Annotated in this window: 23 protein-coding genes; 5 read left to right on the top strand and 18 right to left on the bottom strand. The window is 57.0% G+C overall.

Annotated elements, in window-relative coordinates; all coding sequences use genetic code 11:
• Positions 1 to 48: 48 nt before the first annotated feature.
• From H2Z84_RS00765 to H2Z84_RS00730, 8 genes are all read right to left on the bottom strand, one after another.
• Complete coding sequence (locus H2Z84_RS00765) at positions 49 to 477, bottom strand: DUF4149 domain-containing protein (protein WP_124645452.1); 429 nt, start codon at positions 475 to 477, stop codon at positions 49 to 51.
• A gap of 60 nt (positions 478 to 537) precedes the next feature.
• Positions 538 to 1,014 carry a transcription elongation factor GreA gene (greA, locus tag H2Z84_RS00760; RefSeq protein WP_124645451.1) on the bottom strand — a complete coding sequence of 159 codons (477 nt, stop codon included), beginning with the start codon at positions 1,012 to 1,014 and terminating at the stop codon, positions 538 to 540.
• Positions 1,015 to 1,182: 168 nt separating this feature from the next.
• A complete protein-coding gene (gene carB / locus H2Z84_RS00755; RefSeq protein WP_181834269.1) occupies positions 1,183 to 4,392 on the bottom strand; it encodes a carbamoyl-phosphate synthase large subunit in 3,210 nt (1,069 codons plus the stop codon).
• A gap of 26 nt (positions 4,393 to 4,418) precedes the next feature.
• Positions 4,419 to 5,075: a leucine efflux protein LeuE gene (gene leuE, locus H2Z84_RS00750; protein WP_181834268.1), complete on the bottom strand. Its 657-nt coding sequence runs from the start codon at positions 5,073 to 5,075 to the stop codon at positions 4,419 to 4,421.
• 22 nt (positions 5,076 to 5,097) lie between these two features.
• A complete protein-coding gene (gene carA / locus H2Z84_RS00745; RefSeq protein ID WP_181834267.1) occupies positions 5,098 to 6,228 on the bottom strand; it encodes a glutamine-hydrolyzing carbamoyl-phosphate synthase small subunit in 1,131 nt (376 codons plus the stop codon).
• 244 nt (positions 6,229 to 6,472) lie between these two features.
• A complete protein-coding gene (locus H2Z84_RS00740; RefSeq protein ID WP_181834266.1) occupies positions 6,473 to 8,254 on the bottom strand; it encodes an acyl-CoA dehydrogenase in 1,782 nt (593 codons plus the stop codon).
• Between the two features lie 216 nt (positions 8,255 to 8,470).
• Positions 8,471 to 9,406 (bottom strand): electron transfer flavoprotein subunit alpha/FixB family protein, encoded by a 936-nt coding sequence (locus tag H2Z84_RS00735; RefSeq protein WP_103524361.1) that lies wholly within the window; start codon positions 9,404 to 9,406, stop codon positions 8,471 to 8,473.
• A gap of 3 nt (positions 9,407 to 9,409) precedes the next feature.
• Complete coding sequence (locus H2Z84_RS00730; protein WP_181834265.1) at positions 9,410 to 10,159, bottom strand: electron transfer flavoprotein subunit beta/FixA family protein; 750 nt, start codon at positions 10,157 to 10,159, stop codon at positions 9,410 to 9,412.
• A gap of 241 nt (positions 10,160 to 10,400) precedes the next feature.
• On the opposite strand from H2Z84_RS00730, the gene H2Z84_RS00725 reads away from it, so the two are divergent.
• A complete protein-coding gene (locus tag H2Z84_RS00725) occupies positions 10,401 to 10,820 on the top strand; it encodes a MaoC family dehydratase (RefSeq protein ID WP_181834264.1) in 420 nt (139 codons plus the stop codon).
• Between the two features lies 1 nt (position 10,821).
• Positions 10,822 to 11,286 (top strand): GNAT family N-acetyltransferase, encoded by a 465-nt coding sequence (locus tag H2Z84_RS00720; RefSeq protein WP_181834263.1) that lies wholly within the window; start codon positions 10,822 to 10,824, stop codon positions 11,284 to 11,286.
• A gap of 66 nt (positions 11,287 to 11,352) precedes the next feature.
• Here H2Z84_RS00720 and queG read toward each other — a convergent pair whose 3' ends face one another.
• Complete coding sequence (queG, locus tag H2Z84_RS00715) at positions 11,353 to 12,417, bottom strand: tRNA epoxyqueuosine(34) reductase QueG (RefSeq protein WP_309545419.1); 1,065 nt, start codon at positions 12,415 to 12,417, stop codon at positions 11,353 to 11,355.
• A 30-nt stretch (positions 12,418 to 12,447) separates the two neighbouring features.
• Here queG and tsaE point away from each other — a divergent pair, with 30 nt between their 5' ends.
• Together tsaE and H2Z84_RS00705 are read left to right on the top strand one after the other, a co-directional pair.
• Positions 12,448 to 12,933 (top strand): tRNA (adenosine(37)-N6)-threonylcarbamoyltransferase complex ATPase subunit type 1 TsaE, encoded by a 486-nt coding sequence (gene tsaE, locus H2Z84_RS00710; RefSeq protein ID WP_258869244.1) that lies wholly within the window; start codon positions 12,448 to 12,450, stop codon positions 12,931 to 12,933.
• Positions 12,894 to 14,135: an N-acetylmuramoyl-L-alanine amidase gene (locus H2Z84_RS00705; RefSeq protein ID WP_181834260.1), complete on the top strand. Its 1,242-nt coding sequence runs from the start codon at positions 12,894 to 12,896 to the stop codon at positions 14,133 to 14,135. Before tsaE ends, H2Z84_RS00705 begins: the two co-directional genes overlap by 40 nt.
• A 65-nt stretch (positions 14,136 to 14,200) precedes the next feature.
• Here the strand turns inward: H2Z84_RS00705 and yacG are convergent, their stop codons facing one another.
• From yacG to H2Z84_RS00665, 8 genes are all read right to left on the bottom strand, one after another.
• Positions 14,201 to 14,398, bottom strand: a complete 198-nt coding sequence (gene yacG, locus H2Z84_RS00700) for a DNA gyrase inhibitor YacG (protein WP_181834259.1) — start codon at positions 14,396 to 14,398, stop codon at positions 14,201 to 14,203.
• Between the two features lie 3 nt (positions 14,399 to 14,401).
• Positions 14,402 to 15,160 carry a cell division protein ZapD gene (gene zapD, locus H2Z84_RS00695; protein ID WP_181834258.1) on the bottom strand — a complete coding sequence of 253 codons (759 nt, stop codon included), beginning with the start codon at positions 15,158 to 15,160 and terminating at the stop codon, positions 14,402 to 14,404.
• Between the two features lie 39 nt (positions 15,161 to 15,199).
• Positions 15,200 to 15,811, bottom strand: a complete 612-nt coding sequence (gene coaE / locus H2Z84_RS00690) for a dephospho-CoA kinase (protein WP_181834257.1) — start codon at positions 15,809 to 15,811, stop codon at positions 15,200 to 15,202.
• The gene (locus H2Z84_RS00685; protein WP_181834256.1) at positions 15,801 to 16,670 is read right to left on the bottom strand and encodes a prepilin peptidase; all 870 of its coding nucleotides are present in this window, start codon (positions 16,668 to 16,670) and stop codon (positions 15,801 to 15,803) included. The genes coaE and H2Z84_RS00685 overlap by 11 nt, the downstream gene beginning before the upstream one ends.
• A gap of 2 nt (positions 16,671 to 16,672) precedes the next feature.
• On the bottom strand, positions 16,673 to 17,893 hold the full coding sequence (locus H2Z84_RS00680; protein WP_181834255.1) for a type II secretion system F family protein: 1,221 nt from the start codon (positions 17,891 to 17,893) through the stop codon (positions 16,673 to 16,675).
• A 17-nt stretch (positions 17,894 to 17,910) separates the two neighbouring features.
• Positions 17,911 to 19,623, bottom strand: a complete 1,713-nt coding sequence (pilB, locus tag H2Z84_RS00675) for a type IV-A pilus assembly ATPase PilB (RefSeq protein WP_181834254.1) — start codon at positions 19,621 to 19,623, stop codon at positions 17,911 to 17,913.
• Positions 19,624 to 19,845: 222 nt separating this feature from the next.
• The gene (locus H2Z84_RS00670) at positions 19,846 to 20,928 is read right to left on the bottom strand and encodes a porin (protein WP_181834253.1); all 1,083 of its coding nucleotides are present in this window, start codon (positions 20,926 to 20,928) and stop codon (positions 19,846 to 19,848) included.
• Between the two features lie 23 nt (positions 20,929 to 20,951).
• Positions 20,952 to 21,230 (bottom strand): hypothetical protein, encoded by a 279-nt coding sequence (locus H2Z84_RS00665; RefSeq protein WP_181834252.1) that lies wholly within the window; start codon positions 21,228 to 21,230, stop codon positions 20,952 to 20,954.
• Positions 21,231 to 21,268: 38 nt separating this feature from the next.
• Here H2Z84_RS00665 and H2Z84_RS00660 point away from each other — a divergent pair, with 38 nt between their 5' ends.
• The gene (locus tag H2Z84_RS00660) at positions 21,269 to 22,666 is read left to right on the top strand and encodes a cryptochrome/photolyase family protein (RefSeq protein ID WP_181834251.1); all 1,398 of its coding nucleotides are present in this window, start codon (positions 21,269 to 21,271) and stop codon (positions 22,664 to 22,666) included.
• A gap of 49 nt (positions 22,667 to 22,715) precedes the next feature.
• Here the strand turns inward: H2Z84_RS00660 and H2Z84_RS00655 are convergent, their stop codons facing one another.
• Positions 22,716 to 23,069: a ComEA family DNA-binding protein gene (locus tag H2Z84_RS00655; RefSeq protein WP_181834250.1), complete on the bottom strand. Its 354-nt coding sequence runs from the start codon at positions 23,067 to 23,069 to the stop codon at positions 22,716 to 22,718.
• Position 23,070 lies beyond the last annotated feature (1 nt).

Genomic DNA, 23,070 nt, shown 5'->3' with positions numbered 1-23,070 from the left:
ACTCCACCGCTTTTATTTTGTCCCGGCCATGCTTGTGGTCAGATACGCTTAGTCACGACGCAGGATATAGGCTAGGCCCATCAGGCTTTGCACCAGATAGATCAGGCTGGAAATGGCGTGCCAGGTGGCAAAGCCACCGCCAAACAGCCCTTCCGCCGCATGGTTCATCTGCAACTTCAGCTCGGCGATGATGGGAGTGACGGCAAAGTGGTTGATGACAGTACACAGCAGCATGCCGACAATCAGCCAGAAGCTGCTTTCTTTCATGCCGCGCACGCCATTGCGCCAGACATTGTCCACCAGCAGAAATACTCCGCACACCAGACCAACCCAGGCAATACCGGCAAACAGCTTGCCAGCCACCATGCCTGCGGTCACCGTATCCAGCATCTTGAACAATACCGGCGTGACAATCAGGCCTATAACCCACAGCCCGCCTATCCAGAAGGTTCTGGTAATCGCTCGCAATCCATCCATGCGCGCTCTCCCTGAAACACAGCAAAAACGCGCGATAGCCGCGCGTTTGATCTGACAGTTTTAGATGTACTTGACGTCTAGCACTTCGTATTCGCGGATGCCACCCGGTGCCACCACTTCAGCAACATCGCCGGCTTCCTTGCCGATCAGCGCACGGGCAATCGGCGAATTGACCGATACCTTGCAGACCTTGATGTCGGCTTCATCGTCGCCCACGATCTGGTAAGTAACCTTGTCTTCGGTTTCCAGATCCATCAGTTCGACAGTGGCACCAAACACCACGCGACCATCCGCATCCAGCTCGGCCGGATTGATGATGATTGCATTGGAAATCTTGCCTTCGAGATCGGCAATACGGCCTTCGACGAAGCCTTGGCGTTCCTTGGCGGCGTCGTATTCGGCGTTTTCCGACAGGTCGCCATGCGAGCGCGCCTCGGCAATCGCTTCAATAACCGCCGGACGTTCCACGCTCTTCAGGCGTTGCAGTTCTTCCTTGAGAAGCTCGGCGCCACGCAGAGTCAACGGGACTTTGTTCATTCGGGTGTTCTCCTGAGGCGGTACCCCGCCGTCATCAAAAACACAAGCCGCCGTACGAGACGGCGGCTTGGGTGTTGCGGGTTCAATAGCTAGATTGTAACGGCAAATCGCTTGCGGTTCAAAGCTTCAACGCAGAACTTGTCCCTTAGCTTCCAGCTGGCAACAGGATTAGTGCTTGATGGAGGCGTGCAGTTCCTGAACGCTGTAAACATCAAACTCTTCCACATGCGCCATACCCACACACACGGCCTTGGCACCAGCCAGGGTAGTGTATTGCGGAATACGGGCCTGCAGCGCACTACGACGGATGGAGTGGCTGTCCTGAATGGCCTGGCGCTTTTCATCCACGGTATTGACCAGCACGTCGATTTCGCCGTTCTTGATCATGTCGACGATATGCGGACGGCCTTCGTTCACCTTGTTGACCACCTGCACCATGATGCCGGCTTCGGCCAGGGTCTTGGCCGTGCCACGGGTGGCACATACACCAAAGCCCAGACGTTGCAGTTCACGTGCTACATCAACCGCGCCATTCTTGTCGGACTGGCGTACCGACAGGAATACCTTGCCAGTGCGCGGCAGCTTGTCGCCGGCAGCCAGCTGGCTCTTGACGAAGGCTTCGGCAAAGCTCTTGCCTACGCCCATCACTTCGCCGGTGGACTTCATTTCCGGCCCCAGGATGGTGTCGACGCCAGGGAACTTGATGAAGGGGAATACCGCTTCCTTCACCGCGTAGTACGGCGGGATCACTTCTTTGGTGAAGCCTTGCTCGATCAGGCTGATGCCGGCCATGGCACGAGCGGCGATCTTGGCCAGCGATGCGCCGGTGACCTTGGAAACAAACGGCACGGTACGCGAGGCACGCGGGTTCACTTCCAGCACGTAGATGGTGTCACCCTGGATGGCGAACTGTACGTTCATCAGGCCGACCACATTCAGCGCGCGCGCCATGGCTTCGGTCTGGCGACGGATTTCGTCCTGCACGGCCGGGAACAGGCTGTACGGCGGCAGCGAGCAGGCGGAGTCACCAGAGTGCACACCAGCCTGTTCGATATGCTGCATGATGCCGCCGATGACGACATCCTTGCCGTCGGAGATGCAATCCACATCGACTTCGATGGCGTCGTTGAGGAAGTGATCCAGCAGTACTGGGCTGTCGTTGGACACCTTCACCGCTTCGCGCATGTAGCGCTCGAGGTCGGCCGGCTCGTGCACGATTTCCATCGCACGGCCGCCCAGTACGTAAGACGGGCGCACCACCAGCGGATAGCCGATTTCTTCAGCCAGCTTCATGGCATCGGCCGGGGTGCGGGCGGTGCGGTTCGGCGGCTGCTTCAGGCCCAGATCGTGCAGCAGCTTCTGGAAGCGCTCACGGTCTTCGGCAGCGTCGATCATGTCCGGGCTGGTGCCGATGATGGGCACACCATTGGCTTCTAGCGCACGCGCCAGCTTCAGCGGGGTCTGGCCGCCGTACTGTACGATCACGCCGAACGGTTTTTCGATGCGGCAGATTTCCAGCACGTCTTCCAGCGTCAGCGGCTCGAAGTACAGACGGTCGGAAGTGTCGTAGTCGGTGGATACGGTTTCCGGGTTGCAATTGACCATGATGGTCTCGAAACCGGATTCACGCAGCGCCAGTGCGGCATGCACGCAGCAGTAGTCGAATTCGATACCCTGACCGATACGGTTGGGGCCGCCACCCAGTACCATGACCTTCTTGCGGTCGGACGGGTTGGCTTCGCACTCTTCTTCGTAGCTGGAGTACATATAGGCGGTGGAGGTGGCAAACTCGGCCGCGCAGGTATCCACACGCTTGTAGACCGGATGCAGGCCCAGTGCCCAGCGCTTGGCGCGCACTGCAGCCTGGTCGGTATTCAGCAGCTCGCCCAGACGACGGTCGGAGAAGCCCTTGCGCTTCAGGCGACGCAGCTCGTCAAAGCCCAGCTCTTCCACCTTGCGGCCGGCCAGGGCTTTTTCTTCGCCCACGATGTCTTCGATCTGCGCCAGGAACCACGGGTCGATCTTGCTCAGGGCAAACACGTCGTCACGGCTCATGCCCACGCGGAAGGCATCGGCCACGTACAGGATGCGTTCCGGTCCCGGGGTGCTGACTTCGTGACGGATGGTTTCTTCGTTGCTGGTTACCGAGTTGAAGCCGGACAGGCCGGTTTCCAGGCCACGCAGCGCCTTGTGCATGGATTCCTGCAGGGTGCGGCCCATGGCCATCACTTCGCCCACCGATTTCATCTGGGTGGTCAGGCGGTTATCCGCCTGCGGGAATTTTTCGAAGGCGAAACGCGGAATCTTGGTGACCACGTAGTCGATGGACGGTTCGAACGAGGCCGGGGTCGCGCCGCCGGTAATGTCGTTCTTCAGTTCGTCCAGGGTGTAACCCACGGCCAGCTTGGCAGCGACCTTGGCAATCGGGAAACCGGTGGCCTTGGAAGCCAGTGCCGAGGAACGCGATACACGCGGGTTCATCTCGATCACGATCATTTCGCCGTTCACCGGGTTGGTGGCGAACTGCACGTTGGAGCCACCGGTATCCACGCCGATTTCACGGAGTACCGCAATCGATGCATTACGCATGATCTGGTATTCCTTGTCGGTGAGGGTTTGTGCCGGGGCCACGGTGATGGAGTCACCGGTGTGCACGCCCATCGGGTCGAAGTTCTCGATGGAGCAGATGATGATGCAGTTGTCTTTCTTGTCGCGCACCACTTCCATTTCGTACTCTTTCCAGCCGAGTACGGACTGCTCGATCAGCAGTTCATGGGTGGGAGACGCTTCAAAACCGCGCTCGCAGATCGCCAGGAATTCTTCCTTGTTGTAGGCGATACCACCACCGGAGCCGCCCATGGTGAAGGACGGACGGATCAGCGTGGGGTAACCCACCTTGGATTGCGCTTCCAGCGATTCTTCCATGCTGTGGCAGACAAAGGACAGCGGGCAGGACAGGCCGATCTTGGCCATGGCTTCCTTGAAGCGGCCACGGTCTTCTGCCTTGTCGATGGCGTCTTCGGTGGCACCGATCAGCTCGACATTGTACTTTTCCAGCACGCCGTGCTTGGCCAGGTCCAGCGCACAGTTCAGTGCGGTCTGACCGCCCATGGTCGGCAGGATGGCGTCCGGACGTTCCTTGGCAATGATTTTTTCCAGAACAGGCCAGGTAATGGGTTCGATGTAGGTGACATCGGCCATGTTCGGGTCGGTCATGATGGTGGCCGGATTGGAGTTCACCAGAATGACTTTGTAACCTTCTTCACGCAGGGCCTTGCAGGCCTGGGCGCCGGAGTAGTCAAACTCGCAGGCCTGGCCAATCACAATGGGGCCAGCGCCGATGATGAGAATACTCTTGAGGTCGGTACGTTTCGGCATGTTATCGCTCAGTCAATTTCAATTGTTCAGTTCAGGCTGGCTGCCGCCAGTTTGGCCCCGAAGCCCAGAAACAGCGCGCCCACTCCGCCAGACATGGCAGAGGACAGTTTGCGGCGGCGGCGGAAGGCTTCGGCCAGTCTTGCTCCGGACACGATGATGGTGGCCAGATACAGGGCGCTGCAGAACTGCAGCAGCATGCCCAGCGCAAGAAAGGTCAGCACCGGGTGCGGATAGGCCGGGTCGACGAATTGCACGAAGAAAGACACGAAGAACAAGATGGCCTTGGGGTTCATCAGGCTGATGACCAGCGCCTTGACGAAAGGACGGCTGGCGTCCACTTCGCGCTGTGCTTGCGGCGCAGCGTCTTCCGTACGGGAAGTGCTGCGCCAGGCACGCCAGGCGCCACGCAGCATCTGCAGGCCCAGCCAGGTCAGGTAAGCACCACCGGCATACTTGACCACGGCAAACAGGGCCGGATTGGCCTTGAGCACCCCTGCCGCCCCTGTGGCGGCCAGCGTCATCAAGATGGCATCACCGGTAAATACCCCGCAGGCACCCACGAAGCCGCGACGGATGCCGCGCTGTGCCGCCACCGACAGCACATACATGGAGTTGGGGCCTGGCAGCAGCACGATGATGATGGTGCCAATCAGGTAGGTGGTGATATCGGTAATGCCCAGCATGCTTGTTCTCCGTATGCTCCGTTTACTTCGCCTGGCTCATCGCCGTGATGAAGCGGTCAAACAGATAGGCCACATCTTCCGGACCCGGGCTTGCTTCCGGGTGACCCTGGAAGGAGAAGGCCGGACGATCGGTCAGCGCAATGCCCTGTACAGTCTGGTCGAACAGGCTGCGATGGGTCACGCGCACATTGGCCGGCAGGGTGGATTCATCCACCTGGAAGCCGTGGTTCTGGCTGGTGATCATCACGCGGCCGCTGTCCAGATCCTGCACCGGATGGTTGGCACCGTGGTGGCCGAACTTCATCTTGCTGGTCTTGGCACCGGTGGCCAGGCCCAGCAGCTGGTGACCCAGGCAGATGCCGAATACCGGCAGGCGGGTATCAAGGATTTCGCGGATAGCGGTGATGGCATAGTCACACGGCTCCGGATCGCCAGGGCCGTTGGACAGGAACACGCCATCCGGCTGCAGCGCCAGCACGTCCTTGGCCGGCGTTTGCGCCGGAACCACGGTCAGCTTGCAGCCACGCTCGGCCAGCATGCGCAGGATGTTGTGCTTCACACCGAAGTCGTAAGCCACCACGTGGAACGGGGTTTCGGCCTGTTCGCTGTAGCCGCTGCCCAGCTTCCATTCACCCAGCTTCCACTGGTAGGACTCGGTGCAGCTGACCACCTTGGCCAGATCCTGACCGGCCATGGAACCGAAACCGCGTGCCAGTTCCAGTGCGCGGGCTTCGTCCAGATCGGCACCGGCCATGATGCAGCCGGCCTGAGCGCCTTTTTCGCGCAGAATGCGGGTGAGACGACGGGTGTCGATATCGGCAATGGCCACGACATTGTTCTTGGCCAGGTAGTCGGACAGCGAATCTTCCGCACGGAAGTTGCTGTGCAACAACGGCAGATCGCGAATGATCAGACCTGATGCAAAAACGGCGCGTGATTCGGTATCTTCCGAATTCGCGCCGACATTACCGATATGGGGATAAGTCAGGGTGACGATTTGTTTGGTGTAGGAGGGATCGGTGAGGATTTCCTGATACCCGGTCATGGCGGTATTGAATACCACTTCGCCGACCGTATGGCCGGTGGCTCCGATGGCACTGCCCTTGAAGAGGGTACCGTCAGCCAAGACGAGGATCGCTGGTACGGTTGACACTGACTAGCTCCTGTTGCGTTTCGCTTGTATGTTTTTGCGGATTTTTATGTGAATAACGGGACACGACGTTTTGCGCCTGTCCCGTTTGGTTAAACCTTACCATCATACCGCTTTCGGCCAGTTGAAACAAGCCACAAGCACCTGTTTTTGCATCACTTCCTGCTTTACCCTGCCCTATTTCCAATACTTTTACATAAAGAAACAGCCACCCGCAGGTGACCGTTCAGCACAATAAAACGCCCGCTTAGAACAGGCTGTCGTCCAGTTCCAGCACGCTGTCAGCACCATCCACAATAGCCGCTGCCAAGCCGCCAACCTGCGGCAACATATGCTCGGCAAAGAAGCGGGCGGTGATGATTTTGGCCTTGAGGAAATCCTCGTCCACACCATCTTCACCCAGCTGTTCGCGTGCGATCAGCGCGGCGCGGCCCAGCTGCCAGCCACCCAGCACAATGCCCATCAGCTTGAGGAAAGGCACCGAACCGGCGGCCGCCAGCTGCGGCTGCGTGCCAAAGGTGCCCAGAATGAAGGCAACGCAGCGCTCAGCCTCGGCGGCAGCCTGCTGCAGATTGCTCGCCATGCTGGCGTAACCGGCAGCAGCCAATTTCTCAGCGGTGGCACGTGCCTCATCCAGCAGCGCACGGGCAGTAGCACCGCCTTCGCTAAAGGTTTTACGGCCGATGAGATCCAGCGCCTGAATGCCGGTGGTGCCTTCGTAAATGGCGGTGATACGAGCATCGCGGTAATACTGCGCCACGCCGGTTTCTTCGATAAAGCCCATACCGCCATGCACTTGCACGGCCAGGCTGGTCAGTTCGTTGGCCTGCTCGGTATTCCAGCCCTTGACGATGGGAATGAGGAAGTTTACCAGCGCCTGGTTGCGGGCGGCTTCGCTGGCCACCGGATGGCGCGAGGCGCGATCCAGTGCTGCGGCAGTATAGAAAGCCAGTGCGCGCTGGGCTTCGATCTGGCTACGCATGGTCATCAGCATGCGGCGGATGTCGGGGTGCTTGATGATGGCCACACCAGCCGGGTCCGGCGAGCCAACGGCACGGCTTTGCACGCGGTCGCGGGCATATTCCACCGCCTTCTGGTAGGCACGCTCGGATACCGACATGCCCTCCACGCCCACGCCCAGACGGGCGTGGTTCATCATGGTGAACATATAGCCCAGGCCCTTGTTGGCCTCGCCCACCAGATAACCAACCGCACCGCCATTGTCGCCAAAGCTCATCACCGCAGTCGGGCTGCCATGAATGCCCAGCTTGTGCTCCAGCGAGACGCAGCGCACGTCGTTACGCGCACCGAGGCTGCCATCGGCATTGACCAGGAACTTGGGTACGATAAACAGGGAAATGCCCTTCACCCCGGCCGGCGCATCCGGCAGACGGGCCAGCACCAAATGGACGATGTTATCGGCCATGTCGTGCTCACCCCAGGTGATGAAAATCTTCTGGCCGGTGACCAGATAGCTGCCATCGGCCTGCGGTACGGCACGCGAGCGCACCTGGGCCAGATCGGAACCGGCCTGCGGCTCGGTCAGATTCATGGTGCCGGTCCATTCGCCACTGGACATGCGCGGCAGATAGACTGCTTTCAGTTCTTCCGAGGCATGGTGGTGAATGGCCTCTACCGCACCCAGCGTCAGCAGTGGTGCCAGCGAAAAAGCCAGATTGGCAGAACACCACATTTCTTCGGCGGCAATCGCCACCAGGGCCGGCATGCCTTGCCCGCCAAAATCAGCCGGGGCACGCAGGCCCACCCAGCCGGATTCGACATATTGCTGCCAGGCATCCTTGAAGCCCGGCGCGGCGGTCACTTCGCCATCGTTCAGCGTGGCCCCTTTGTCGCCCTGCTTGTTGATGGGCGCCAACACGCCCTCGGCAAACTTGGCGGCTTCTTCCAGAATGGCATCCACCAATTCCACCGAGCAGTCTTCATAACCAGGCAGGCTGCACACCGAGGTCAACTCGGCCAATTCATTCAATACAAAACGGATTTCTTTGACTGGCGCGTTATAGATCATGAATCTCTCCTCATTCTTGCTGCACAACAATCGTCGTAGATATGAAAAAACCGGCTCGCCGTCCACCTGATGCATGAGCATGCCCACCCACCGCGTGCTGCGGCGGGAAAGCTTGCTCCTCCATGAAGCAGACCGGTCGTAGCCGGTTTTTATTTTTTAATTCCGGCGGCTATCTTGCCTGCTCGGATGGGGAGGATTTCCCCTCCCCGCACCACCTTACTTGGACAGCTCAGCCAGCAGTTCCGGCACCACGGTGAACAGGTCACCCACGATGCCGTAATCGGCTACCTGGAAGATCGGCGCTTCTTCGTCCTTGTTGATCGCCACGATCACCTTGGAGTCCTTCATGCCCGCCAGATGCTGGATGGCACCAGAAATACCCACGGCGAAGTACAGCTGCGGCGCAACAACCTTGCCGGTCTGGCCGACCTGGTAGTCGTTCGGCGCGTAGCCCGCGTCAACGGCAGCACGGGAAGCACCCACCGCAGCGCCCAGCTTGTCAGCCAGCGGCTCAATCACCGCCTTGAACTGTTCTTCCGAACCCAGCGCACGGCCACCGGAGACGATGATCTTGGCAGCGCCCAGTTCCGGACGGTCCGACTTGGTCAGCTCCTGGCCAATAAAGCTGGACAGCTGCGGATCAGCAGCTACTGCCACGCTTTCCACGGCAGCGGAGCCACCCTGAGCAGCAGCAGCATCGAAAGCGGTGGTACGCACGGTGATCACCTTGATGGCATCAGCCGATTGCACGGTAGCCAGTACGTTGCCGGCGTAGACCGGGCGCACGAAGGTGTCGGCCGATTCGATGGCGGTGATTTCGGAGATCTGCGCCACATCCAGCAAGGCAGCCACGCGCGGCAGCAGGTTCTTGCCAAAAGAGGTAGCCGGCGCCAGCACATGGCTGTAGCCCTTGGCAACTTCCACCACCAGGGCGGACAGGCTCTCAGCCAGACCGTGCGCGTATTGGGCGGCATCGGCCAGCAGCACCTTGCTCACACCAGCCACGCTCTTGGCGGCATCGGCAGCAGCAGCGGCATTGTGGCCAGCCACCAGTACGTGTACTTCGCCCAGCTTGGCAGCGGCGGTTACGGTATTCAGGGTGCCTGCTTTCAGGCCCTGGTTGTCGTGTTCAGCGATAACGAGAATGGCCATGGCTTACAGCACCTTTGCGTCGTTTTTCAGTTTGGCTACCAGCTCGGCAGCATTGGCTACCTTGATGCCGGCAGAGCGCTTGGCAGGCTCGGCCACTTTCAGCGTTTTCAGACGCGGCGTGACATCGACACCCAGATCGGCCGGGCTGGTCTTTTCCAGCGGCTTTTTCTTGGCGGCCATGATGTTGGGCAGCTTGATGAAGCGCGGTTCGTTCAGACGCAGGTCGGCGGTAACCACGGCTGGCAGACGCAGCTTCAGCGTTTCCAGGCCACCGTCGATTTCACGGATGACATCGACAGTTTCGGCAGCCACATCCACCTTGGAAGCAAACGCGCCCTGAGACCAGCCCAGCAAGGCAGCAGCCATCTGGCCGGTCTGGTTGGCATCATCATCAATGGCCTGTTTGCCGACGATCAGCAGTTGCGGCTGTTCCTTGTCCGCCACGGCCTTGAGCAGCTTGGCCACGGCCAGCGGCTGCAGTTCGGTATCGGTTTCCACCAGGATGGCACGGTCAGCGCCCATGGCCAGAGCGGTGCGCAGGGTTTCCTCGCACTGCTTCACACCCATGGAAACCACAACGATTTCGGTGGCCTTGCCGGCTTCCTTCAGACGTACGGCTTCTTCCACCGCAATTTCGTCAAAGGGGTTCATCGACATCTTGACGTTGGCGACATCGACATCAGACCCGTCAGCCTTCACCCGAACCTTCACGTTGTAATCGACAACGCGTTTAACAGCGACTAGAACTTTCATATTCCTCCAGCGAATAGCTCTCTGGGTTAATCGAACTCGGAAGGGACTTGCTACCGTGGTGTTTCCCGAATTATGCCCCAACGCCATTTCAAACGAGCGTTTGGTTGAATTTTAATGTGTGGCACGTAGCAAAAAAACAACTGATTGCAGATACTACGTCATTTCCGCTTAATTTGCATTTCGTCTGCTGCATGGCACAATGCAGTGCAGCAATTTCAACGTCATAGCTGGAGACACCTACATGACAGTCTACTTTGAAGATATCAAGGTCGGCGATTCTGCCGAATACGCCAAAACCATTACCGAAGCCGATATCCTGATGTTTGCAGCTGTTTCCGGTGATGACAATCCGGTGCACATCAATCAGGAATATGCTGAAACCACACCGTTTGAAACCCGTATTGCCCACGGCATGCTGACCGCCAGCCTGATCTCCACCGTAGTCGGCACCAAGCTGCCAGGCAACGGCACCATCTACCTGTCGCAATCCACCCGATTCAAGGCTCCGGTACGCATCGGCCAGACCGTGACCGCGCGCGCCACCGTGGTGGAAGTCTTCCCGGAAAAGAAACGCGTCAAGCTGGCCACCCAGTGCCTAGTACAAGGCAAGGTGATTCTGGATGGCGAATCACTGGTGATTGCACCGTCGCGTGGCGACTGAAATGGCCCTCTCTTTGCGCATCGTGCCGCTGACTGACGAAACCGGCAAGGTCACCGAGCCGGAATTGCTGGCACGGTGCAGCAGCCTGCATCGCCAGCTGCGCCCTACTCTGCCGGAACACGGCCACAGCTATGCGGCAAAAATGCAACGCGTCTGTTCGTTTGGCGCACGCATGGTGGCGGCACTGGATAGCGATGGCAAGCCGCTGGGCCTGGCTCTGTACCGCGTGTACGAAAACACCTATGAAGACCTGCGGCTGTATATCGATGACCTGGTCAGCGATGAAGCCCACCGCTCACAAGGTATAGGCAGCCAGTTGCTGGACTGGTGTGCCGACGAAGCACGGCGGCTGGGCTGCGGCTTTCAGGTACTGGATTCCGGTACCTGGCGTACCGAAGCACACCGCCTGTATTTCCGCAAAGGCTTCAGCATCACGTCCTTTCATTTCACCAAACCGCTGAACTGAAGGCTTTGCTCTGAGGCAAAAAAGACGGAAGTCACCACACGAAAGGGAGCCTGCGGCTCCCTTTTCCTATCCAGCCATCTGCCGCAGTCCTTGCTGCTGCAAAGCCCAGCGTACCGGCTCGGCCACCAGTTCGTCCTCGTCATCAGCACGTAAAACCAAGGCAGCCACGATAGCCGGATCGTATGGCGCATTGCCCAAGCCAATGGCCAAATTGGACAGCCACTTGGCGTAACCGATGCGGTAGATCGGACTCCCCGCCAGTTTTTCCTTGAACATGGCCTCACTCCAGCTAAACAGTTCCAGCAGGCTGACCTGGTCCAGTCCATGCCGTACGGCAAAATCGGCCTCGACGGTATTGACGGCAAAGCGATTCCACGGGCAAATCAGCTGGCAGTCATCGCAGCCATAGACCCGATTACCGATCAAGGGCCGCAACTCCAGCGGGATGGCTGACTTCAGCTCGATGGTCAGATAGGAAATACAGCGGCGAGCATCCACCTTGTAAGGTGCGGTGATGGCCTGCGTCGGGCAAACATCGATACAGCGAGTGCAGCGGCCGCAATGCCCCTGCTCTTCCTGATCCACCGGCAAGGGCAGATCGGTAAACACTTCGCCGAGGAAAAACAGCGAACCCTGCTGCCGATTCAGCAACAAAGTGTGCTTGCCGCGCCAGCCCAGACCGGACTGTGCGGCCAGCGCCACTTCGGCAACCGGCGCACTGTCAGTAAACACTCGATAACCGAAGTCTCCGGCAGCTTGCTTGATTTGATCCGCCAGCTTTTGCAAGCGGGCACGTATCACCTTGTGGTAATCACGCCCCAAAGCATAACGCGACAGATAGGCCAGACGGCCATCCTGCAGCACCGACTCGCTGGCCTGCGCCTCGGCCGGCCAGTACGGCATGCGCACGCTGATGATGGTCAGCGTGCCGGGCACCAGCTCGGCCGGCCTCACCCGCAGCGCACCATGCCGCGCCATATAGTCCATTTCGCCATGACAGCCCTCATCCAGCCAGGCTTGCAGCTTGCGCCCGGCCTCCTCGGGTAGCTCGGCTTTGCCGATTCTGGCATCGGCAAAGCCCAATTCTCGAGCCCAGGCTTTGATTTGACGCGCCAATTCGGGATAATCCATGTTTTGATAGGATTTCTCAGTCATATGGCCATGGATGATACCAGCGTTCACTGCGGCAGCCTGCCCGATGAAGCCGCCACCCTCGCATTGGGCGGCGCACTGGCGCGTGCCTTGCAAGCAGGCGTGGTGATTTTCCTGCAGGGTGATCTGGGTGCCGGCAAAACCACCTTCAGCCGTGGCCTGCTGGCCGGCCTGGGCCATCAAGGGCGAGTGAAAAGCCCGACCTATACTCTGGTTGAAAGTTACCCGCTGGCAGAGCTGACCGTGCACCATTTCGACCTCTACCGCTTTGCCGACCCCGAAGAGTGGGATGACGCTGGCTTTCGCGACTACTTCGGCCAGGACACTGTCTGCTTGGTGGAGTGGCCGGACAAGGCTGGGGACTTATTGCCCGTCGCCGACCTGACGCTGGAACTAGAAGTCAGCGGTCAGGGTCGCACGTATCGTTTAACCGCAAGCACAGAAACCGGACAGTCATGCCTGACTCGACTTTCGACCCCACCCGCCGCCGCTTGATTGGCGCGGCAGCCGCCACCTTCCTGCTCAGCGTCAGCAAGCTTGGTTTCGCTGGCAACAGCCAGGTGGTCGCCATTCGCATCTGGCCGGCCTCCAGCTATACCCGCATCACGCTGGAAGCCAGCGATGCCATCAAATTCAAGCAGTTCACCATCAGCAATCCCGACCGACTGGTGATCGACCTGGAAGGGGTGCAGCTCAACAGCGTGCTGAAAGACATCAGCAGCCAGATCGCCGACGCCGATCCCTACATCAAGACTGCGCGTGCTGGCCAGTTCAGCCCAGATACGGTAAGGCTGGTGCTGGAGCTCAAGACCGACGTCAAGCCACAGGCCTTCACCCTCAACCCGGTAGCCGAATACAAACACCGGCTGGTGGTCGACCTCTACCCAGCCAGCGGCACACAAGACGATCCGCTGATGGCACTGCTGGACGACTACAACAAGGGCAAGCTGACCGAACCGCCACCGCAGGTGAAACCAAAGAAAAATGATGCCAACCGTCCCATTGTGGTGATGCTGGACCCGGGACACGGTGGTGAAGACCCAGGTGCCATCGGCATGAACGGCACCCGCGAAAAGGATATCGTGTTGCGCATTGGCAAACAGCTCAAGCGCATGATTGATGCCGAGCGCAATATGAAGGCCTTCATGACCCGCGAGGAAGACATCTTCATTCCGCTGGGCGTGCGCGTGGCCAAGGCACGCAAACTGAATGCCGACCTGTTCATCTCCATCCATGCCGATGCCGCGCCCAACCGCACTGCCCGTGGCTCATCGGTATTTGCCTTGTCCGAGAAAGGTGCATCCAGCGCCTTTGCCAAGACCATGGCGCAATCGGAAAACAGCTCCGACCTGATCGGCGGGGTGAAAATTGCCAGCAAGGACAAGTTCCTGGCGCATACCCTGCTCGACCTCACCCAGACCGCTACCATCAATGACAGCCTGAAGCTGGGCAAGATCATGCTGGGCAAGGTGGGGGGCTTGAACAAATTGCACAGTTCCCAAGTGGAACAAGCCGGTTTTGCCGTGCTCAAGGCCCCGGACATTCCGTCCATCCTGGTCGAAACCGCCTTCATCAGTAATCCGGAAGAAGAGCAGCGCCTGCTGGATGGCGATTTCCAGCAGCAGATGGCGGGTTCCATCCTCAGCGGTGTCAAATCCTACTTCACTCAGGGAGCCGCACTGGCCGCCCGTGCCTGAGTGTCCCCCCGCAATGATCAAGGCCCGCAATTGCGGGCCTTGTTTTTTTATATCGCCGAAATGGCTCAGGAGTAGCGCGAAGGATCAATTTCGCTGTCCGGGCTTTCCTCCTGCGCCGGTACACGATAAGTTTCGCTGGCCCACTCACCCAGATCGATCATCTTGCAACGCTCGCTGCAGAACGGGCGAAACTGACTGGCAGGCTCCCAACGCACGGCAGCGCCGCAGGTGGGACAAGGTACGGTACGAACGACTTGGGACATGGCTCAGAACTTGCAGTTGGTCAGGGTGAATTCAACATCGCACTCGGCCTGGCGAGGTCGGCTTTCACCGGTCACCGCACTAACAAAGCGGACATTGATGGCATATTTATTAGCAGACAGTTCCGGCAACACATTCAGGCTGGGGTCATATGCGATGCGAATCATCTGCACTACCTTGCCACCGGACATCTGCTGGAAAGCACCATTGCGGGCAACATAATGATGCGTCTTGCCGCTGTCACGCAGCAGATGCAGCAGAATGCGCGCAGCCTCGGCAGTCGGCATCAGCGGTGCCGCCCAGCGCCGCATGTCACGGCGCCGCTCTTCAGCCGGTTTCTGCTGCCACAGGTGATATGACGGTAAATCAAACTGGCAGGTACCACCGGGAATGCCGGCACGCTGCTTGATGGCCATCAGCCACTCGTTTTCACGCAAGTGCTGGCCAAACTTGCCGGTGACTCCCAGCAACTGGCTGGAAGACAGCTCGATTTCGTCCAGAACCTTTTCCAGCGTTTCTTCCGCCACATTGGGATTTTCGCGCAGCGCTTCCAGCACCTGCTTCTGCCGCTCCAACTCCTGCAACAGATCGGCCTTCAAATCGGCACGAGACGCCGTTTCCAGCAATTCGAACAGCACCAGCAGGCCGGCATGATGATCCAGCGGATGATCCTTACCAAGAAAATAAGCCAGCCGGTCATACAGCTGCTCCAGTCGAAGCAGGGTACGGGTTCGCTCGGTGACAGGAAACTCAAAACTGATCACAAGACGTCTGCCCTTCTTGGTGGCTTGGAAAATGCCTTGTCACTGGCCGTGGGCAAGGTTTGCAAGATAATACTGGTGTTTGGCCTCGACTTGAAGCTGCAATGCCGCAAGCGAGCCATCATTATCAATGACATCGTCGGCCTGTGCCAATCTTTGCACACGCGGCATCTGCGCCGCCATGATGGCGCGTACCGCGTCTGCGGTCAAACCACTGCGGGCTTGCACCCGAGCCAGTTGCACTTCTTCCGCACAATCCACCAGCAGACTACGCCGTACCAGTGCCAGATAATCCGGATTTTCAAACAATAAGGGCACGACCAGCAGCGCATAGGGCCCACAAGCGGTATCAAGCTGACGTACGCATTCGGCACGGATCAGCGGATGCAGGATGGACTCCAGCCGACGACGGCTATCCGGATCGGCAAAGGCCAGCGCACGCATGGCAGCGCGGTTGAGCGCTCCATTCTCCGCGACCACCTGGCGACCGAACTCGGCAGTGAGCAACGGCATGGCTGCGCCATTAGGCCCAGTCAATGCATGTGCGATCACATCCGCATCCACCACTGGCACTCCTAGCGCGGCGAAGTGCGCAGCGGCAGCACTTTTTCCGGAACCGATGCCACCGGTCAGGCCGACAATATCAATGGGCATAGATGCCCAGATACCAACTGACAATATCCTGCCCCCACAGCAAGGCAATCCAACCGGCTGCAGCCAGATAAGGACCAAACGGTAAAGCCTGCCCACGCCCCATGCGCGCCAGCAAAATCAGTACAATCCCGACCACCGCCCCTACCAGTGAAGACAGCAGGATGATGAGCGGCAACATGCTCCAGCCCAGCCAGGCACCGAAGGCTGCCAGCAATTTGAAGTCGCCATAGCCCATCCCCTCCTTGCCGGTAGCCAGCTTGAACAACCAGTACACCAGCCACAGGCTCAGATAACCAGCCATTGCCCCCAGCACAGCATCGGACAGTGCTACCGTGCCGGTCAGCAGATTGAACAGCAAGCCGGCCCACAGCAAGGGTAGCGTCAAGCTATCCGGCAACAACTGGGTATCGGCATCAATAAAGGTGAGAGCGACCAGTACCGCCGTCAGCGCCAAGTAGGCAGGCAGTTGCACGCTCCAGCCATAATGCCAAGCGAGTAGTGCAAATAACACAGCAGTGAGCAACTCCACCGCAGGGTAACGCAAACTGATCGCCGTACTGCAGCCATGGCAGCGACCACGCAGCAAGGCATAACTCAGTAAGGGAATATTCTGCCAGGGGCGAACCTCTTGCCGGCACACCGGGCAATGCGATGCGGGCACCAGTAGATTGTACTTGGGCTGCGCCGTAGGCTCCCGCCCCAGATAGGCATCACACTCCTGCTGCCAGCCCAGCTCCATCATCTTGGGCAAACGGTGAATCACCACATTGAGAAAGCTGCCAACCAGCAAACCGAACAGCAATACCACCACGACCAGCAAGCCGGCATTGCCAGCAAATACACTTGCCATTTCAGTCATGCTTAACCTACCACCTGACCCATCTTGAAAATCGGCATGTACATGGCGATGACCAGACCGCCAATCAATACACCCAGAATCACCATGATGGCCGGCTCCAGCAGACTGGAAAGCGAGGCCACCGCATTGTCGACTTCCTCTTCATAAAAGTCGGCAATCTTGTCGAGCATCTGGTCAAGGGAGCCGGACTCCTCGCCGATCGACGTCATCTGCAACACCATATTGGGAAACAAGCCGGTACGCTGCATGGAATAACTCAGGCTGGAACCGGCGCTGACATCATTCTGAATCAGCTTGGTTGCTTCGCTATAGACCTGATTACCCGAGGCACCGCCCACCGAATCCAGCGCTTCGACCAAGGGCACTCCAGCCGCAAACAAGGTGGACAAGGTACGCGTCCAGCGGGCAATGGTGGCTTTGCGGATGATGTTTCCGATCACCGGCAGCTTCAGCAAGATGCGATCAAATTGCTCCTGCAGCTTGGGAGTGCGCTTGAAAGCATAAAAGAAAGAAAAAATGCCACCAAAGATGGAACCGAAAATCAGCCACCACCAATGAACGAAGAAATCCGACAACCAGATCACCACCAATGTCGGCGCAGGCAAGTCAGCACCAAAGCTGGAGAACAAGTCTTTGAACGCTGGAATTACGTAAATCATGATGACCGCAGTGATGATAAAGGCGGTAGCGATGATTGCAGTCGGGTAGATCATGGCAGATTTGATCTTGCCCTTGATCGCCATCACTTTTTCTTTATAGGTGGCCAGCTTGTCGAGCAAAGAATCCAGCACGCCACCGGTTTCACCTGCGGCAATCAGATTGCAGAACAACTTGTCGAAATACAGCGGCTTCTTGCGAAAGGCTTCAGCCAGTGACAGACCCGTCTCCACATCAGCACGGACTTCCAGCAGCATTTTGGTCACGGCCGGATTACCATGCCCCTTAGCTGTAATATCAAATGCCTGCAGCAAGGGCACACCAGCCCGCATCATGGTAGAGAGCTGGCGGGTAAACAGCGTGATGTCTTTTTCGGTAATCTTGCGACCAAAGCCGCTGCGCCGGCGCTTTACCTTGAGGACATTGATACCCTGCCGCCGTAATTGCGTCTTGGCAACCGCCTCGGTTTCCGCACGCAACTCGCCACGGATCACCTTGCCGGATCGGTCCTTGCCTTCCCACTCCCAGATAAACCCCGGATTTGTCTTTTTAGCCACGGTCGCCATGCTTGTCTTTCTTCTACCTAGTCGTTGGTCACTGCCTCAATTTCAGCCAGCGAGGTAAGCCCTCGCTTGACCTTTAGCAGCCCCGCATGCCGTAGATCGACCATGCCCTCTTTCAAGGCCAGATCGTTGATATCAATCGCCGTACCATTTTGCATGATCAGCCGAGTCATCGCATCGGTAATCGGCATCACCTCATAAATACCGGTCCGCCCCTTATAGCCAGAACCGCGGCATTCATCACAGCCTACCGGACCATAGGGCTTCCAGCGGCCATCCAGTTCTTCCTGTCGGAACCCCGCCCTCAGCAAAGCCGTATCAGGGATATCCACCGGGGCCTTGCAATGACTGCACAAACGACGTGCCAGACGCTGCGCCATGATGAGCAGTACCGAGCTGGCCACATTGAAAGGCGCCACCCCCATGTTCAGCAAGCGGGTCAGCGTGGCCGGGGCATTATTGGTATGCAGCGTGGAGAATACCATGTGACCGGTCTGCGCCGCTTTGATGGAAATATCGGCCGTCTCAAAGTCACGGATTTCACCAACCATGATCACATCAGGATCTTGCCGCAAGAAAGCTTTCAAGGCCGAAGAGAAAGTCAGACCGGCCTTTTCGTTGACGTTGACCTGATTGATGCCTGGCAAGTTAATTTCTACCGGGTCTTCAGCTGTGGAAATATTGATATCGGGTTTATTCAGGATATTCAGGCAGGTGTAAAGCGACACTGTTTTACCACTACCGGTTGGCCCAGTGACCAGCACCATGCCATACGGGCGGCCAATAGCCTCCAACAGCAATTTTTTCTGCTCCGGCTCGAATCCCAACTGTTCGATATCCAGCGATGCCGCAGAAGCATCAAGGATACGCATCACAATTTTCTCGCCATACAAGGTAGGCAAGGTACTAACGCGGAAGTCAATCGAGTGTGTCTTGGAAAGGACCAGCTTCAGTCGGCCATCCTGAGGAACCCGCTTTTCCGAAATATCCAACCGAGAAATCACCTTGATGCGAGAAGCGATTTTTTCTTTCAGCAGCAAGGGCGGCTGGGCAATTTCCTTGAGCTGACCATCCACCCGGTAACGGATACGATAAAATTTTTCATAGGGTTCGAAATGAACATCGGAGGCACCACCAGTAATCGCATCCAGCAAAACCTTATGGATAAACTTGACCACCGGCGCATCATCGACATCAGGCTGGTTGGTTTCGCTGTGCGCGGTTGGCGCATCCGGATCGACAAACTCCAGATCTCCAAAATCCTCATTCTCCAAAGCCTTGATGGCCGCCGTGGCATCCTCGGTATACTTGCCAATCACCTTGGACAGCTTGTCATCCTCGACCACCACCACCTCAACCGTCAGACCGGTCTTGAAGGTAATGGCATGAAAAGCCGAGGTCTGGGTAGGATCGGAAGTGCCGATATAAAGTTTATTGCCACGCTTGAACAAGGGAACCAGACGACGGCTGCCGATCAACTCTTCATCCACCATGCCCTTGGGTAGCTGAGCCGGATCAATCGCCCCCATATCCAGCAGCGGGTAGCCAAACACACCAGAGGCAAATGTCGCCACCTCCACAGCAGACATCTTCTTGCTGGCGATTAACTGCTCGACAAAGGTGATACCGGAAGCCTGTGCCAGACGCTGTATTGCCTCAGCATCCTGCAATAGCAAGGCATTATTCTGAACAAGAGCCCGCCCCAGGCCAGATATCCCCGCAGAAGCTTCCATAAAATCCCTTTGTCTATTCTCAGCACCGCTAGCTCAGAGCAGTGCACACGATCCTGCAGGCATTATATGCGCAGGTTGCACAAAGTGGCAGCACAGTCAGCGACCAACAGAAGCCGGCGAATTCGGCACAAATCAATACGCCTCCATTCCCCCGCAACTCAGCCATAAAAAAAGGACTGCCGAAGCAGTCCTTTTTCTTAAGCTTAACTCTCTAAGCGAGAATTAGAACTTGTGCTGAACGCCAACAGCAACAGTGTGCTCGTTGGAGTATTTGCTGTCAGTTGCATCACGATAGGTATTTTGAACATAGCCGTAAGAAGCGTAAGCAGTAGTACGCTTGCTCAGAGCATAGTCAGCACCCAGTACGTACTGATTCAAGTGACCCTTGATATCCGAACCACCTTCAACCGAAGCACCCCATACGCGGCCGTAGGAGAATTTCGGGGTGATAGCACCCATGGTATAACCCAGGGTCAGACCAGCTTCCTTGTGGGATACACCGGAAGTACCAACGGTAGTCGATCCAGCAAAGTTGTTAGAAATAACATCAGAACCCAGCTTGGAATGACCATAGTAAGCAGCAGCAAGGATGTTATTGGCGTTGTAGCCACCTTCAACACGCCAGTAGTTGGAAGCCTTGTCAGTACCAATGGCATTGGCAGTACGAACATAACCAAATGTGCCAAAGTAGCCGGAATTGGTGTAACTAGCACCAACACTCCACTGGTTTTGCTTGTTGTTTACGTTGGACTCATCTACGCCATAAACTACAGCACCGCTCAGACCAGCAACGAATTCGGGGATATCGTAGCGGATAGCGTTGTTTACACGTGTATCCAGCTGATTGATGGAGCTGTAAGACAGACCATTAACGCCTTGGTTGCCATAGATCCAAGCATCCGGTGCGCCGGCATCCGAATTCAGGAAGGTACTCAGTTTACCCAGACGTACCTTACCGAAAGCACCTTGCAGGCCAACGAAAGAATCACGGGTTGCGAAGGAATTGCTATAACCATTACCAGAATTATCACCGGTAGTACCGTCGATATTCAGGCCTTGCTCAACCTGCCAGATAGCCTTCAGACCGTTACCCAGATCTTCGTTACCCTTGAAACCGATCAGGGAGCCGGTATCGTCAATACGGGTAATGGACTTCAGGTTGCCACTGTTACCAGCTGCCTTGTTTGCAGCAAAAGTCTTGCTGCTTTCCATATCGGCTTCGATGGTGCCGTAAATGGTTACATCAGCCATTGCGTGGGCTACCGGCAGAGCGGCCAGAGCCAGGGCGATCAGCTTCTTGTTCATCGCTAATTCCTTTCGAAGTCAGTTTAATGTAGTCCTGTTAGATTGCCCCTTACTACTGAGGCTCCCGGACATTTTTTCACTGCCGATTGATCGGCTAGTTGCTGGCTGAAATATAAAGCGCTCGTTGCAAAAATACAAAACATCGCAGCAGGCCGTTCGGAGCGGCCCTCGTCACAGCAAACAAAAAAACACAACAAGACATTGATTTTTATAGATAAATAAAGAAAAAAACCAGCACAAACCATCAAACCAAAAATACAACACACATCAGAATGTGTTGCAAAAATGATGAAAAATTGCATGATCCCCCTTAAACATACCAACAAGACCGAGCATATCCATGCCTCAAACACATATTTTCTGGTTCCGCCGAGACTTGCGTATTGATGACAATGCCGGCCTCTTCCACGCATTAAAGTCCGGTGCTGCTGTACGCTGTGTTTTTGTGTTTGATACCGACATACTGGCTGCCCTGCCGGCAGCAGACCGACGCATCGCTTTCATCTGGGACTGCGTCGAGGCCCTGCGGCAAAGGCTTCAGGCTGCCGGTAGTGATTTGTATGTGGCTCATGGCAGAGCACAGGACATCATTCCGAATCTGGCGGAGCAATGGGGAGCACGCCGGGTTTTCGCCAACCGGGACTACGAGCCGGCGGCGATATCGCGTGACAAACAGGTGGCCGAACAGCTTGCACAACAGTCGGGACAGCTGGAACTATTCAAGGATCAGGTGATTTTTGAAACCGATGAGGTGTTAACTGCAGCTGGCCGTCCTTATACCGTGTTCACACCTTATAAGAATGCTTGGCTAAAACGGCTGGATCCATTCTTTGTTCAAGCCTACCCCAGTCAAAACCGGCTGAAACAGCTGGCGTGCTGGCAAGCTCCACCCTCACCATCGCTTGAAACCCTCGGTTTCAAGCGTACAAACTCCGCTTTGCAAGCCGGAGGTGAGGCTGCAGATCAACTGTTTGCCGACTTCATATTGCGTATCACTCATTACAAGAGCTGGCGTGACTTTCCTGCAACGAAGGGCGTCTCTTATCTGTCAACGCATTTACGCTTTGGCACTATTTCCATCCGTAAATTGGCACAGTTTGCCTGGCAACAGGGGGGAGAGGGAGCAGAATGCTGGCTGGGAGAGCTAATCTGGCGCGACTTCTACCAACAGCTGCTATGGCATTTTCCACACGTAGTGGGCAACAGCTTTAAGGAAGAATACCGCCAACTGCAATTTGAGAACTCGCAGGAGTGGTTTGCGGCTTGGCAAGAGGGGCAAACCGGCTATCCCATCGTGGATGCGGCCATGCGGCAATTGAAGCAAACCGGTTATATGCACAACCGCCTGCGTATGATCACTGCCAGCTTTCTGGTCAAAGACTTGCTGATTGACTGGCGCTGGGGTGAAGCCTACTTTGCCGAGACCTTGCTGGACTTTGACCAGGCAGCCAACAACGGCGGCTGGCAGTGGGCGGCATCTACCGGCTGCGACGCACAGCCTTACTTCCGTATTTTCAACCCGGTAACGCAATCGGAAAAATTCGACCCCGAAGGCAAGTTCATCCGGCGCTATGTGCCGGAACTGGGATCGTTTAACAACAAGGACATTCACGCCCCCTGGCTCGCTAAAAATCCACCCTTGGGCTTCAAGTTGCAACACGACTACCCAGCCCCGATCGTGGACCATGCAGTACAGCGCCAACGAGCCTTGCAACTATTTGACAAGAACAAGACCTAGATAAACAACAAAGCGCCCCACAGGGCGCTTTGTTGTTTGCTAGCAATGCTTATTTCTTTACCGCTGGTTTGGAGGCCTCTTTCTTGGCCGCTACCGGCTTGCCTGCCGGAGCAGCGGCCTTCGCTGGCACCGCAGCCGGCACAGTACTGGCCCCGCTAACAGCAATGTCCTTACGCAGCTTTTCCAACGTTTTGTCACCGATACCTGATACTTTCTTCAAGTCATCCACCGACTTGAAGGCACCATTCTTGGTTCGGTAATCGACGATCGCCTTAGCCTTGACTGGTCCGATACCATTGAGAGACTCCAGCTGCTGCTGAGTTGCCGTATTGATATTGACAGCAGCAAAGGCAGAAGCGCAGATAAACAACAGACCAACAATCATGGCAAACAGTTTTTTCATG

Source organism: Aquitalea aquatica (genome assembly GCF_013911085.1).
Classification (GTDB): Bacteria; Pseudomonadota; Gammaproteobacteria; order Burkholderiales; family Chromobacteriaceae; genus Aquitalea; species Aquitalea aquatica.
This window is presented reverse-complemented; position numbering and strand designations above follow the sequence as displayed.